Consider the following 15,531-nt stretch of genomic DNA (forward strand, 5'->3'; position numbering starts at 1 on the left):
CTATATCGAGTAAGTTATTTCACGTATTTCTTAAATACCGCGATCGCATTGTGACCACCGAAACCGAAGGTGTTACTCATCGCCACGTTGATCTCACGCTGCTGCGCCTGGCCAATAGTGAGGTTAATGCCCTGCGGAACGTTCGGGTCTACGTTGGTTGTATTGATGGTCGGCGGTACCAGGCTATCGGAAATAGCTTTGATACAGGCGATAGCTTCAATAGCACCAGCTGCACCCAAAAGGTGACCGGTCATTGATTTGGTAGCGCTCACGTTCAGTTTTTTTGCGTGCTCGCCAAACAGGGTGTTGATGGCCTTCAGCTCGCTCAGGTCGCCCAGCGGGGTAGAAGTAGCGTGTGCATTGATGTAATCCACGTCTTCCAGCGTAAGCTCGGCATCTTCCAGCGCCTGCTGCATACCCAGTCTTGCACCCAAACCTTCCGGATGGGTAGCTGTGAGGTGGTAAGCATCAGCGGTCATCGCGCCACCTACCATTTCACCATATATAGTTGCACCACGGGCAATCGCGTGATCGTAATCTTCGAGGATAAGCGCTCCTGCACCTTCACCCATTACGAAACCGTCACGGTCCACGTCGAAGGGACGGGCGGCGCTGGTTGGATCGTCGTTACGGGTAGAAAGGGCTTTAAGGGCGTTAAAGCCAGCAATACCAGCGCGGGTTACCGGAGCTTCGGAACCACCTGCTATGATCATATTGGCTTTACCCATGCGTACATAGTTAAATGCATCTACCAGCGCACTGTTGGAAGAGGCACAGGCCGAAATGGTACAATAGTTAATACCCATCAGGCCATACTTCATCGCGATCTGACCGGCAGCAATGTCGGATATCAGTCGGGGAATGAAGAAAGGATTGAACTTAGGAACGAAGTTAGCCTGCGCAAACTCGATGATCTGGTCTTCGAAGGTTTGCATACCGCCGTTGCCTGACGCCCAGATCACACCGAACTTGGTACGATCGATCTTCTCCAGGTCCACGTTGGCGCTTTTAATAGCCTCTTCGGCCACTACCATCGCGTATTGAGTAAACAGGTCCATCTTACGGGCCTCTTTCTTCTCAATGAAGTCATCTATGTTTAAGCCTTTCAGCTCACAGGCAAATTTTGTTTTGAAGTCTGTAGTATCAAACCTGGTAATAGGTCCTGCACCACTTTTGCCGGCTTTCAGGTTATTCCAGAATGTGTTAACGTCGTTACCAAGCGGCGTTATCGCTCCCAGGCCGGTAATCACTACTCTTCTCAGTGTAACAGTGCGCATATTTATTTCTATAAGATTAAGAGCCGCAAATTTAGTTACTTATTATTAAGATTACGCATATACATAGAGAAAATTTTCTATGTCTTTCAATTTTATTTAATGCGTATAAAACCGCCGTGGTTGCTAATCTCCGGCTAAACAGTTTTTCTCTTATGAAAATTCATCCTAAAACTGGAGGTAAATTGGCAGCATCGGCTCGCTGGATTTCACCTGCGCCAGCACCCAAATGAAGATCACCATAACGGCCACGCTCCCCCACAATGGCAGCCGCGCTAACCGCAATTCCATCTTCTGCCAGGTTAAATGCGGCATAAAGTGCAACACAAAACCTGCCAGCATCAGCGCAAACACCGCCGGGTAACCGCTCACCACGCTCACGAATAAATCTCCACGGAAGTCGTACGCCACCTGGTGCAACAGGCTCAACGCAATATCAAAGGTGCGGGCGTGAAAGAAGATCCAGCAGAAACATACGAAGTGGAAGGTAAACAGGATGCCCGCCACGCGTAGTGCCATCCGTTTCGGGCCGGTCCATTTGTCCCAGCCCCGGGCTTTCATAAAGTTCATACGGGTTTTGTCCAGTCCGAGCATAAGCCCATGCAAGGCGCCCCATAATATAAATGTCCAGTTGGCGCCATGCCAGAAGCCTCCTATCAACATGGTTAAAAACTGGTTGATGTATTGCCGCACTTTACCCTTACGGTTGCCGCCCAGCGGAATATACAGGTAATCGCGCAGCCAGGAGGAGAGCGAAATATGCCAGCGCCGCCAGAACTCGGTAATGCTCGCACTCTTGTACGGCGTGTCGAAGTTCTGCGGGATCTTAAACCCGGTCCAGCGGGCTATACCAATGGCCATATCGGAGTAACCGGAAAAGTCGCAATAGATCACCAACGCATACCCATACACGCCCAACAGGCATTCAAGACCGGTATGGCGGCTGGGATCATCAAAAATAAATACCACGAAGTTCTGGTAGATGAGGTCGGAGATGATCACTTTTTTGATCAGCCCTCCTAGTATCAGGTACATGCCTTTCCCAATATCCTCCGCATCCACATGAAAAGGCTTATAGATCTGCGGAATAAAGTCGGCCGCCCGAACGATAGGCCCCATCATCAGTTTGGGGAAAAAGGAAAGGAAGAATAAATAATCCAGGAAGTCGGTGACGGGATTGATCTCCTTCCGGTACACGTCAATGGTATAACTGAGGTTCTCGAAGGTATAGAACGAAATCCCGATAGGCAGCAACAGCCCAAGCGGGGTAATGTGCCCGTGCGACAAATCATTCCACACGCCGATAAAGAAGTCGGTGTATTTGAACAGGAACAGCAGCCCCAGGTTAATGATGATACTAAATACCAGTAAGGCTTTGCGTGTTCGCTGGCTTTGCGACCGGTGAATGGTGTTCGACAAATAGAAATCGACGATGGCCGCAATGATCACCAACCCCACGTACATACCGCAGGCCTTGTAAAAGAAGTAAAGCGAAAACAGGGTAAACACCCACACCCGGCCACGGATGCTGTTGCTCACCAGTTGGTAACATACCAGGAAGGCGGCGAAAAAGAAGAGAAAGAAGGCGCTGTTAAACAGTATCGGATCTTTTGGATCGTACAGCAATTGCGAGATAAGCTTCTCCAGCGTTAACATGTTACTATAGGTTATGGTATTTTTAAAAGCCTTCAGGATGGCCTCTGCCAGCAAAGTCCCCTGCAGGTTGTAGCCGGTTGCGTTAAAATGTAAATGGTCGGCGGCCCAGCCACGGCTAAAGCGGGCGTCACTTTTCATGATGTTATAAAAGTCCCAGCAGGCCAGTCCTTCCGCCCGACAGTAGCTGACGATCTCGTTACGGAGCACGGCTACGTGGGCATTGGTCCTGAACTTACTGCGGTAATAGGTTTTATATTTCCCGTTCACTTTTTTACGATAGGGTGTTCTCACCGCCTTCCCCATCCCGCTGGGCGGCGTGGTTAAAATGAACACGGTTCCTTCCGGACTGGCCTTGCGCAAGGTGGTAACCGTCTCGTCGATCTCCGCACGAAACTGGCTGGCAGACAAATACCCGAAGGCCTCATTGGTACCCAGCGATAATATCACCAGGTTGGGCCGCAGCCAGGCCGCCTGTACCTGCAGGCTCAGGTCCATATTATTATAATTGGAAAACATGGCTCCATTAATTCCTACGGTGTGATATAATAACCCCTTCTGCCCGTTACGTAACACCGCCCCGTAAAATTTCGTATCTGGCACACCGGACCAGCGCAGGCCCATGGTAGTGGTGCCTTCAGGGAAACGCAGCGTAGCCATCGACAAACCATTACCCGCTCCCGGCAGTGGTTGCACCGACGCATCGCCGAGGGCGCCGCCTTCGTACAATACTTCTGCTGTGCTGATGGTGCCGCTCCGCAACGTCAGGCTCAGGTCGGCCGAAGGTTGCTGGGAGTATAATACAATACCGCCCGGACCCGTATACCAGTTGGTTTTCTCTACCACCCTGGCTGCCTGCCAGGCCGAGTTGGTCCCCCAGTGATAATCTGTCGGACCGTTGGTTTTCGCTACATTATACGGAAATACATATCCGCGCCCCGCATTCCCAAACTGCTCCTGCAACTTTGCCGCTACCGTACCCGGAAAAAAGCCTGCCTGCAGGTGCGAATCGCCCAGGTGAAGTACCGATACTTCGTCTGCATTTTCCGCTTTGCGAAAAAATGGTACCAGGCAGCTGTCGTTCATCAGCTGATTCACGATGCCCACCGGCGAAAAGACCGGCTTGGCCGTCGCTACTTTTTTTACAGGTTTCTTTTTGGTACGTTGCGCCGTCGCCGTTACTGTCCCTAATATGAGTAAACTGGCAATCGCAGCTTTACTAATGCGTTTCCAGTTTATATTCATCCATGATGGCTTTGTACAGCAGCTCCCCTACTTTAGAGGCGCCGCGGAAGTTGAAGTGTGTATAATCTTTATTGGCCAGCGCCGTATCGCTCTCCACCCACTTTTTCATAGAACCTTCACCACCCATGGCGTGGAACAGGTTCCAGTAGGCGAAGCCGTACTTGCTGGCTATTTTATGTTGTGTTTTCAGCAGGGCTTTTACGCCAGGCGCGGTAACGTAGGTACCGTTCTTACGGTACGACTTGTCTGCACAACCCACCATTAATATAGAGGTATGCGGCAGCACCTGGCGCAGGGAGTCGGCCACTTTGCTCATGGGTTTTTCGTACCAGTCGTAGTCGGTCAGCTCGGGCTTCCAGAGTACGTTGGCGCCGTAATGCAATACCACCAGGTCGTAGGGCCGTACGCGTTGTACATCCTCCCACATCTGCCTGGAGAGTTTAGCCATCTCAATACCGCTGATGCCGCGAAAGGAGAAGTTATCGACATAAATGCCCTGTCCGTCCTCGAACGCCGCACCGTACACCGGCAGCTGATCGTCCCCATTAAAGCTGAGGGTTACATCGGTACGGGTCGAATCCAGGTGAATGGTGACCGCATTCAGCGCCTCGCCGCCCTGCAGCGGCACACTTTTGTCGTTCACCAGCAGGTTGCCATTCGCATTGCCGTACAACACGCTTACCTCGCCAAAGTGGTCGAGGTGCGGACGCTTCACCGGCACATAACGAATCCAGCTTTGTCCTGAAGGGTAAAAGGTATGGCCCGATAAACCCAGTGCCACGCTGGCCGGGGGATCGTTTTTATAGTGATAATCTTTCCAGTTTTTAGAGAAGGTATGCCCGATGCTCGTACGGAACGATGCCACGATGGACGTAGCAGGTACGAATCCCACACCGTTACCGCCAAAGTAGGCCTGCAAGCGGTCTCGAAGGTCCTGGGTGATAAGATCGCCTTCGATCATAGAGTCGCCGAAGTAGGCTATACGTACTTTTTTACGTTTACCGGTCTGCAACTCGTGCAGCGCGTTCATGAAATGCGAAATACCGTATGAGGAGTCCTGTGGTTTAAGAATACCGTAATCGACCAGGCCGTCGTAAGTAAGATAATTGCGGGCAGTAATTATGCGGGGAGCAGCGGTAGAATCACCGTCTTTGGATGCCACTGTTACCGATTCAGGATCATCGCTGTCTTCCGTGCTGTCGGCCGGCGAAGACTTCAGATCGGCCAGTATGTCCAGCGTGCGAAAGGTATGACCATTCAGGGAAAAGCTCCTGTTCACAAAAGAAATGGCGATCAGGCAGCCAAGTGTTGCGGTAATGATGAAGAGCGGATATGGATTTTTATTTCCTGTTGACGGCATATACAAATGAATGTTCTTAGGTAGTGGACATATCCAAAAACGGGATCACTTATTTGGATATTGTTTCCGCGTACAAAACTATTCTTTTGCCAGTTCTAAATTGCCATCGAGCTCATATAATTTATAACGTTTAATCATGGCCGATACCCTGGTAATCCATATGTCTCCCGCGCTCGAATATCCCGAGTGCGACATATGTTTTAACCACACGGCCACATCCGTAGTACCTTTCAGCTGTGAGAACCACTTCTTCTTCGCGATCACTCTCGCAAAGTGTTTGTAGGACTCATCCACCGACTTGTACTCCCGGTATTTGGACCGGTAGGTTTCGCCGCGTTTGGCCAGGTTGTTTTTTCCCACGATGCCGAAGTGGTTCTTCAGCATTTTAGCATTACGACTGGTGCCCATGCCAGACTCCAACATCGCAACGCCTATCATCACACTGGCCGGTATCCCGGTTTCCTGCATCAGGGAAACCGCTACAGGGGAATACTCCTTGATGTAAGCTTTGGCCGTCCGAGTCTGCGCATGCGCAAACATCGAGCAAACACAAAGCCCGCCGATGAGTAAAGTCCTTCTGATATGTTTTCGAAGACGCATCAAAGTTGACAATTTATAGGTTGTACCGGGGCAATATTAAGACAAATTGCATAAAAAATGGATATATATGACATAAAATTGCAATGATTTAATACAAAACCGCCCTCAACCGTGCCATAAACGGATGGGTTACAGCCCGTTACGGCAAGATGTTAAAAACCCGTAAAATTTCCACATTTGGGGTTTGGGAACCAGCTTTTACTCCCCTTTTCAGCCCCCGTTGTGTCACTCCCTTCAACGGCAACACGCTCCTCAGCTTTAAAAGAAAAAAGCGGGCTAACCCGAAGGCGCCCGCTTTCATATGTACTTATTACCCTATTATTTCTTCAAAATGAGCTTCAGCTCGTCCAGCTGCGGCTGGTCGATTTCGCTCGGAGCGTCCAGCATTACATCGCGGCCAGAGTTGTTTTTCGGGAAGGCGATGAAGTCGCGGATGCTTTCGCTGCCGCCCAGCAGGGAGCAAAGGCGGTCGAAGCCGAAGGCAATACCACCATGCGGAGGTGCACCGTATTCGAATGCCCCCAGAAGGAAGCCGAACTTGTGGTTCGCCTCATCAGGCGTCATACCCAGGGCGGCAAACATCTTTTCCTGCAGTTCGCGCTGGAAAATACGGATAGAACCGCCACCAATCTCGGTACCGTTCAATACGATATCGTATGCGTTGGCTTTAATATCGGCATATTTGCTCAGGTCGTTCATCCACTCGATATGCTCCGGTTTAGGAGATGTGAACGGGTGGTGACGCGCTACCCAGCGATTTTCTTCTTCCGCGTACTCAAACAGCGGGAAATCGATCACCCACAGGGGTTTGAACACGTTTTTATCACGCAGGCCCAGGCGTTCGCCCATTTCCAGGCGCAGTTCGCTCATGGCTTTACGGGTACGCTCTTCTTTACCGGCCAGTACCAGTATCAGGTCGCCGGGTTGGGCGTTGGCCAGTTCTACGAAACCTTTCAGTTTGCTTTCGTCAAAAAACTTGTCTACAGAGCTTTTCAGCGAACCGTCGGCACCGTAGCGGATATAAATCAGGCCGCTCATGCCGATCTGCGGGCGTTTCACCCAATCAGTAAGTTCGTCCAGTTGTTTGCGGGTGTACTCTGCGCAACCTTTCGCGGCGATCGCTACTACCAGTTCCGCATCGTCGAACACTTTAAAGCCGTTGCCTTGCGCAGCAGCCGTAAAGTCTACCAGTTTCATCTCGAAACGGATGTCTGGTTTATCGTTACCGTAGTATTTCATGGCATCGTCCCAGGTCATGCGCGGGAACGCTTCGTTAAACTCGATGCCTTTAATTTCTTTGAAGATGAATTTGGTCATTCCCTCAAACGTGTTGAGGATGTCCTCCTGCTCTACGAAGCTCATTTCGCAGTCGATCTGCGTGAACTCCGGCTGCCTGTCCGCACGCAAGTCCTCGTCACGGAAGCATTTTACTACCTGGTAGTAGCGGTCGTACCCGCTCACCATCAGCAGTTGCTTAAACGTTTGCGGGCTTTGTGGCAGGGCGTAGAACTGGTTATCGTTCATACGGCTGGGTACTACGAAGTCGCGCGCACCTTCCGGGGTCGATTTGATGAGGAAGGGCGTTTCAATATCCATAAAACCTTTGGTATCGAGGAAGTTGCGGGCAGCGCGGTTAACGCGGTAGCGCAGTTCCAGGTTTTGTTTTACGGCATTACGGCGTAAGTCGAGGTAGCGGTATTTCATGCGCAGCTCGTCACCGCCGTCGGTATCGTCCTGTATAGTGAAGGGGGGCGTTTTGGCGCCGTTAAGTATAGTCAGTTCGGAAACGCTGATCTCGATATCGCCGGTAGGCATGTTCGGGTTTTTGGCGGCACGTTCGGTTACGTTACCTTTCACCTGTATTACGAACTCGCGGCCCAGGGGCTGTTCTTCCAGCTGCTGCACGAGGTTTTCGCCCATCAGCAGCTGCGTAACACCGTACCGGTCGCGTAGGTCAACGAATAAAATGGTTTTGCTGATCCTCCTGGTAGTTTGTACCCAGCCGGCCAGCGAAACCTGCTGACCAACGTGCTCCATGCGCAATTCTCCGCAAGTGTGCGATCTATACATATCTTTTGATTGTTCCGTTTTAATATCTGTACTGGCGGCGGGGCCGTCAGGGCGTCAAATATACGGTATGCCCTTCTTAATTTCTATCAGGGGGCGTTAAAATACCGTTTAATATCTGTTTCAGGCAGCATGGGCGTCTCTTTCACCAGGTTTTGCGCAAACAACCAAGCCAGGTAAGGCGCCAGGGAGCAGCCTTTCGTACCCAAACCATTGAGTACCCCCAGTTGCGGCACCGTTGGATGCAGACCAACCGCAGGACGGCGGTTCTTCGTACTGGGACGAATGGCCGCTACATGGTCTTCCACGGTGAAAGGCACCTTCAGCAGCTCCTGCAGGGAGCTTTCCAGCTCTTTACGCTGATTGTCGCCCGGGGTGGCATCTTCAAAATCCCAGTCGAAGTTGGAGCCCGCCCAGTAGAGGTCGTTGCCCTGGGGTACCAGCGTAATGCTCTTTTTCACGATCTGCTGGTTGTCGAGGCCGGGTGCTTTGATCAGCAGCGCCTCTCCTTTGTTGAGCAGGAACTGTATCTCGTTGAGGTAATAGTTGTCGGCAATATCGGCGCCTTCGCAGAAGATCACGTAATTGGCCGTAATGTCTTTATACTTCAGGCAGTCGCCGTCCATAGCCAGCTGCATCACGTCTACTTTTTCTTCGTGCAGGCAGCCCAGGCTTTTCAGGTGCTGGCGCCAGGCGGGCAGCAGGGCGCCCAGGTTTACGGTAGCTCCCTGTACCCTGGCAGTACCCAGTGGCTGGTGAAACAAGTGTTCCGTATCGGCATCCGCAGCCGTCTTGAAGTAAGCGTTTTGCGGGGCAGTGTTTTGTCTTTTTACGAAGGCATCGCGCATTTGCTCCGATGGCCATACGTGCAGGATATCGCGCTCGGTAAAGCAACTGATGCCGAGGCTTTTTTCCATTTTACGGTAAGTTTCCAGCGCAAAAGGGTAAAATGTATCGTACATCCACGCCAGCTCGAACTTGCGGCCCGATACCGGGTTAATGATGCCCGCCGCTACGCGCGAGGAGCTGTTCGGCTTCTCCACGTCAAATACCTGTACGCTTTTGCCTTCCTGCAGCAGGAACCAGCTGAGCATGGTGCCTGCAATACCTTGTCCTACAATGATAAAATCGGTTTGCATCCGGCAAAGGTGAGAAATTCTGCCAAGAAAAAGAACGGCCGGGCTCCTCGCCCGGCCGTAATGATAAGTTTGTTTATTCGGTAACCCGCACCTTTTCCCCGTCACTATGCGCACTAAACTCCGGCGCGTACATGCATTGCAGGGTACTGATGCCGTTCGAATAACTGCCGGTATGCGTCACGAAAACCGGGTATTCGAACACGTACGTGCCCGGCCGTACAGAAGAAAAGAAGAAATTAGTCGAAGCATCCTTAGTGCTTTCATAATACCCGATGCCATCGCGCCAGCGGTAGCCGCTTAATACGTTCACCGGTTCGAAGCAGGCGGCGCGCAGGTCTTTAAGATGCAGGTATTCCATCTCCTGCTGCACTTTCATGATAATACGTACCGTCACTTTATCGCCCACCTTCAGCGCGTTGCCTTCCGTGATCCTCGTGAGCACGGTACCTTTACTATCGGTTTGCTGTATGAATAATTCTTTCTCTATTGTAAGCGGTGTGGCACTGGCCGTGATCTTATCCATATCCTGGAAGTACTGCCAGTACAGGCCGCCCCATGCCGGCTGACCGGTACTGTTCTGCAATTGAATGGTGACCTCTCCCATACCAGGTGTTACCCTTTTACCTTCGAAACGTTTACTGAAATAACCGGTGCCGGCTTCCTGCTTTTCATGGCGGGAATCGATGACTTGTTCTCCCAGTTTGATTTGCACGTGCTGGTCTTCATGCATCCAATTGTTGCCGATGAGCAGGGCATAGCAGGCTTCCGCCGTGGCTTTCGTCGTACTCCAGCTGTTGGTTTGTTTGTTTTTGAGCAGCCAGGTTTTAAGCGCTGTTACGAAAGCACTGTCCTTCGTCACCACACTGAATGCCTCAATCATCAGGGCTTGTGTTTCCACCGGCGCCTCGTACCAGTAATAACCGCGTGGCTCTTTCCAGTAAGCTCCGTCAGTAGGTGTTTGCAGCGCATGTTCTTTTACGGATGCCAGTATTTCCTGCGCCGCACGGCTGTCGCCCTCACGGTGTAAAGCCAGTGCTGCCAGCCCTTTGCCATAGTTGTTGTACCTGCGCCAGTCTTTCTTCACTTGTTTGAAATAATGCTCATACGCAGGTCTACTCGCCGCCGGTATCACCCAATCTTTATAAAAACTGCGCATGTATAAATGATACACCATACTGTGATAGCCCTGGATGTTCTTTTTCATCTCCTGCTGGTAACGTTCCAGTATCTGCCGATCGAGATAGCCCAATGCATCGTGCATCATCGTTTTGATCGCTTCGTCATTTTCCAGCCCCGTAATGCCCAGCTGCCGCAAGTGCCCGAACCCGGAAACGATATACTGCGTGATGTAGTAGCTGCCAGGCATGTCTTTAAACCAGGAGAAAGCACCTTCGCTGGTTTGCATAAATTTCAGCTTCTCTTTAATGGAGTTCATAGAATGCTCCATCAAAGACAAATCGAACAACAAGGCCAGTCGGTGGCGTTGTTCCACTTCGTTCTTCGCATCTAGCACCCAGGGCGTTTCTTCCAGTAAGGCCGATTTCAGCTCCTCGTTTATTTCCAGCTTACTCGTCATACCCATTGTATCAGCCTGCCATTGCCCGAATACCGCCTTGATGCGAGGTGTCCTGTTTACCAGGTGTGCGCCGATCGCGTTGGCGTAAAGACGGTTGAAGGTTTGCTCGGAGCAATCGTAAGGATATTCCATCAGGTAGGGCAGTGACTTAACAGCGTCCCACACCGGGTTGGCGTTAAACGCCACTGTTACGGCATGATGTTGTAATCCTTCGATGGTATCGCTGTGTAGCAGCTTTTCCATTTTGAAAGTGACAGGGTTGTCGCCCTGTACGGGCAGCGGCATTGTTTCCGTGACCAGGATGCGGTTACTGAGGACAGGCAGCGCATTTTCCTCCCCATCGCTGAAGTCGCCCGCTTCCGCCACTACCCGGTATACCAGCGCATCATTATACCCGAAAGGTATCTGCAACGGGAAACTCACCACAGTGCTTTGCTGCGGCTTCACGGTAAAATGCTGTACCGGAAAAACATTCTGGAACCAGCCATCTACGGGTTGCATGGTAGCGGCATTCAGTAACTCCAGGCGTGCCTGTCCGATAAGTTCTTTATTCGCCAGGCTGATGATCTTCGCCGTTAATTCTATCTTATCTCCCTCACGCAGGAAACGTGGCGCGTTAGGTTGTACCATCAGCGTTTTTTGCGTTACCACGCTGGCTTCTGTGTAACCCGTCTGCATATCCTTCGTATGTGCCATGGCCATAAAGCGCCATTTGGTGAGCGCCTCCGGCGTGGTGAAACTGAAGGTGATGCTTCCCTTTGCGTCTGTTTTTAGTTGTGGGAGGAAGAATGCGGTTTCCTGGAGGTTGCGGCGGATCAACGCGGCAGCTGATACCGGGCCAGCACCAGGCGGCGGTGGTGGCGGCACACGGCCCGGCAAGGGGAGGCGATTGGGAGGAATTAGTTCGTTATAAACATAATCCAGGTTGTCCCCAGGCAGTTGGATTCCACTTTGCCCCCTGATCATCATTTTACTTTCCGAGCCTGTCATCGACACTTTCTTTTGCGAACCATATCCCTTAATCTCCACCGCTTTCAGGCTATCACTTGCCGTGGGCTTCGGCATGCCATAACGGTTATTATTGATACGACCGCCCGCAATACCCTGGTATTGCCAGCCGAACCAGTTCAGCCGGGCGTCATCGAAAGACTTTAAGACATCGTAAGCCTTCGCAGCCCGATGTGAGTTGATGCTTTGCGCCGTCCGGAAAGCGTCGCCTGTCCAGTTACGATAGTTAAGGCTTTGTGTATTAAAAAATTCCGGCGTCTGCCATTGATGCGGATGTAGTTGATCAAGCGACGCATCGTACATGGCAGCCAACATTTCTGCAGCAGCCTTCTGTTTTTTTTCATCACGCACCTGTATTTGCCAGGTTTGTTTTTCGCCGGGCTCCAGTTTATTGCGGAAAGTAGCCAACTGAAGATCAAGCATCGTATTTTCCCATCGCACGGAAATATGTCGAGACTGCCTGTAGAAGCGGTTATCTTTTACCATCAGGTACTCTATCGCCAGCCCCTCGTGATCCTCATCTGTTAACCTGAAATCGCTGTGCTTCTTTTCCTGCGAAAGCGGCAGCCAGCTGTACGAATCTTTCCCGTGGCGTGTGACCACCTGCATTACGTTAGCCCCGGTCGCAGACGTACCGACCATCGTGGTCACGGTTCGACCAGGCTTACCCGTTTTTGCGATTTGGGGCGCCCATAAGTAAGTGGGCACCGCGAAGGATTTTTTACGCACATCTTCCAGGTGTGTCGTGGTTTTCTGGTAAATAGAATCACCACGAGCATCTACACCGGCGATCTCGAACAGGTACACGCCGTCCTCCCAATTTTTTACGTTTAATTTGATAATACCATCAACACTATCTAGATGTTGGCTCCATACCTGTGCGGCACGCGGCCATCCCTCCTCTGAAAAGGCTTCTTTATAATGATCACGTGGAAAATACTTTTCAAATTCCTCCTCCGACATCACAAACTGATCGGGCACTGACCATCGGCGATCGCGTTTTAATTTCGCGGGTGGTTGCAGTCGCGTAGCCCGAATCGTAACCGGCGCAGGTATAGTGTAGTGAGAAAGGTTTTTCGTAGTCGGCCATATTGATATTGAATCCCGGTTATTTATAGTTACACTGATATTTCCGAACACGCCTCTATTTCCGGCAAATACATAATGATTTGCCTCCCTGGTTTCCCCGCTACGGTCCGTAACCGATGCTTCCACAATGTTGCTGACCATCGACAAGCTTTCATCGCGACGCGCAGTATCGGTAGGAAAACGTACATAAAAATGCCCGGCACTATCCGTCGTCGTTTCACCTTTCACGACTAACCGCTCCCGGCTGACAACTTCACGGCCATATATCGCATAATCGCTTTGAGGTGTCGTCACTTTGTATTCAACGTGCGCGCCATCTATAACAGCGCCATTCAATGCGGTAGCCGTTCCTTTCACAGTAAGCGTATCACCGGCGCGGTAATTAATGCGTATCGTATCAAATACAACGGAAAACTTCGGCCGTTTATATTCTTCCACCCTGATGGAATGTATCCTCCCTGTTTCGTCATCATTCACCTGGTAGACCCCATTTAACAGCCCCGTCGGTATCCTGAAACTGCCGGTATAACTGCCATAGTCATTTGATGTCACGATGATAGAATCGACTTTATTACCATTGGCATCTATTAACGCCAAACGGCTCTTATAGCCCGTTTTCAGTTTATCTTTACCCACCTTCCCAATATTATGTTCCGTTACGATGCCTTTGAAATGTACCGTCTGTCCGGGACGATAAATACCACGGTCGGTAAAGAACCATATTTTTGTTTCTTTGCGATCAACCCGGGTTGGGACCGGGTACATATAGGATCCTTCGGCTTTTAACGTATCCCCATCCTTACTGATTTCTATTGTCTGAAAAACGGTCTTGCCAGATGGCATGTTCACCATTCCCTGCGCATTCGTATACAACGGTGTGCCGGCGTTAATCAGCGATACACGGGCTTCCGGCACTGGTTTACCGCTCTCCCGGTCCACAACGAACAACTGGCTGCTGTTATGAAAATAAGCAAGGGAAGAAACCGTAATCTCGTGGGAGGCCACAGCACCACTGTCTGGCCGGAATTCTTTATTGGTGGACGCATGTAATATATATTGTCCAACCGGCAAGGCTTCGATCTTTACTTCTGCTCCATGGTTTTTATAGTCGCCGGGATCAGGTACCGGCTGCGTCCAGGCAGTCGCCACGGGCTGCTCATTCAGTAATTTCCAATCTCCCAGGTTAATGAAAGAGCCGCCTGCGTTCAATTGTTTTCTCAGGTCACTGGTGAGTTTGATGACGCGAAAATGTATGTTCCTGGCATTCCTGTACCGTACGTACGCGAGAAAGGGTTTGCCGGGAATATTAACCCGGTCGGTGTTGAATGAAAGGTGGTCGTTAGTGATGCTCACCACTAAACGCTGACAACTCACCGCACCGGGCGTGCCTGGATAACGATCAATCGCCTGCCTGCAATAAGCAATCGCCTGCTCTATTTTTGCTTTACGATCACCTGTAGTGGCGGTGTTATAAAGATGCTCCGCCAGCCGGTGATAAACTTCTCCATGCTCCGGCAGACCGTCATACTCCTTTAACATCCGCTCCAACGCCTGCTGGTAGGGGCTGCGCAGAATGGCATCGTTGTTATGCACAAAATCAATACGCGCCAGATCGGCGTGCAGTATCGCTTCGCGGCTTCCTGTCGCCACCTTAAAAGCCAGTACTTGCTGATGCAACTGCAAGGCTTCATAACCAAGTGTAGAAAGGGTATCAGGATTAGGGAATTTGAATTTAATAAAGGTTGCCACAGGTGCATAACCCGCTGAATCGCGGATATAAAAACGAGAACCGGCATTATAGGCAGATACGCCGCCCGAACTATAATATTCCAACGCCCGCGTACTCAGCAGGTCGTACAACGTCGGCTGCAGCTGCCGCGTGTTTTGCTCACCGTACAGGATAGCGTCATAACGTTTGATGTCCCGCCGTTGCAACATTTGCGGATCGGCCAGGGAGGCGTGATAGGCATTATTTATTTCCTGGTGTAACCGGTCAATACCCCAGCTCTCCATACCACCTGTTGTATCCGCCGCTATCCTGGTACGGCTGCGGATATTATAGAGGTTCTGTGTTAAAAAACGCCACATCACTTCGCCCTTCATACTATACAAAATAGCCCGGGCAGGCGGTTTGGCAGCAGGAATACTTTCATCGATCAGCGCCAGGTAGGGCGCAAAATCTTCCGGGTCGATGTCGGATTGCATGCGGATTTGCAGCAGCAGGGCTTTCAACCAATTGACTTCGCTGTCATCTTTCAGTGCCTGCTTATAAATGATATCGAGTTCTTTTAATGCCGATTGCGGCTGGGACTTTTCATAATATTTATCTACCTCCGCCCAGTGAGCGTCGTAGTTAAATTGTTGGGCCAACAGCTGATGGGTAAATAATAAGAGCGTCAGGGATAAAACCAGTCTATGCAACATATGGGTTACGTTTATTCGGTTAAGTTAAGGTTTTAAGGGAATAATCAATACTACCAAAAGCGAAGACTGAACACGAGATTGGCTTTATTCATTACC

Annotated in this window: 7 protein-coding genes; all 7 read right to left on the reverse strand. The window is 50.8% G+C overall.

What is annotated here, in order from left to right:
• Positions 1–14: 14 nt before the first annotated feature.
• Positions 15–1,277 (reverse strand): beta-ketoacyl-ACP synthase II, encoded by a 1,263-nt coding sequence (fabF, locus tag MKQ68_RS19370; RefSeq protein ID WP_264280543.1) that lies wholly within the window; start codon positions 1,275–1,277, stop codon positions 15–17.
• 165 nt (positions 1,278–1,442) lie between these two features.
• The gene (locus MKQ68_RS19375) at positions 1,443–4,172 is read right to left on the reverse strand and encodes an MBOAT family O-acyltransferase (RefSeq protein WP_264280544.1); all 2,730 of its coding nucleotides are present in this window, start codon (positions 4,170–4,172) and stop codon (positions 1,443–1,445) included.
• Positions 4,147–5,532 (reverse strand): GDSL-type esterase/lipase family protein, encoded by a 1,386-nt coding sequence (locus MKQ68_RS19380; RefSeq protein WP_264280545.1) that lies wholly within the window; start codon positions 5,530–5,532, stop codon positions 4,147–4,149. The genes MKQ68_RS19375 and MKQ68_RS19380 overlap by 26 nt, the downstream gene beginning before the upstream one ends.
• A 78-nt stretch (positions 5,533–5,610) precedes the next feature.
• A complete protein-coding gene (locus MKQ68_RS19385; RefSeq protein ID WP_264280546.1) occupies positions 5,611–6,132 on the reverse strand; it encodes a glucosaminidase domain-containing protein in 522 nt (173 codons plus the stop codon).
• A gap of 318 nt (positions 6,133–6,450) precedes the next feature.
• On the reverse strand, positions 6,451–8,202 hold the full coding sequence (gene aspS, locus MKQ68_RS19390) for an aspartate--tRNA ligase (RefSeq protein ID WP_264280547.1): 1,752 nt from the start codon (positions 8,200–8,202) through the stop codon (positions 6,451–6,453).
• A gap of 86 nt (positions 8,203–8,288) precedes the next feature.
• The gene (locus tag MKQ68_RS19395) at positions 8,289–9,338 is read right to left on the reverse strand and encodes an NAD(P)/FAD-dependent oxidoreductase (RefSeq protein ID WP_264280548.1); all 1,050 of its coding nucleotides are present in this window, start codon (positions 9,336–9,338) and stop codon (positions 8,289–8,291) included.
• Between the two features lie 73 nt (positions 9,339–9,411).
• Positions 9,412–15,435 carry an alpha-2-macroglobulin family protein gene (locus tag MKQ68_RS19400; protein ID WP_264280549.1) on the reverse strand — a complete coding sequence of 2,008 codons (6,024 nt, stop codon included), beginning with the start codon at positions 15,433–15,435 and terminating at the stop codon, positions 9,412–9,414.
• Positions 15,436–15,531 lie beyond the last annotated feature (96 nt).

The sequence above is a fragment of the Chitinophaga horti genome, assembly GCF_022867795.2.
Classification (GTDB): domain Bacteria; phylum Bacteroidota; class Bacteroidia; order Chitinophagales; family Chitinophagaceae; genus Chitinophaga; species Chitinophaga horti.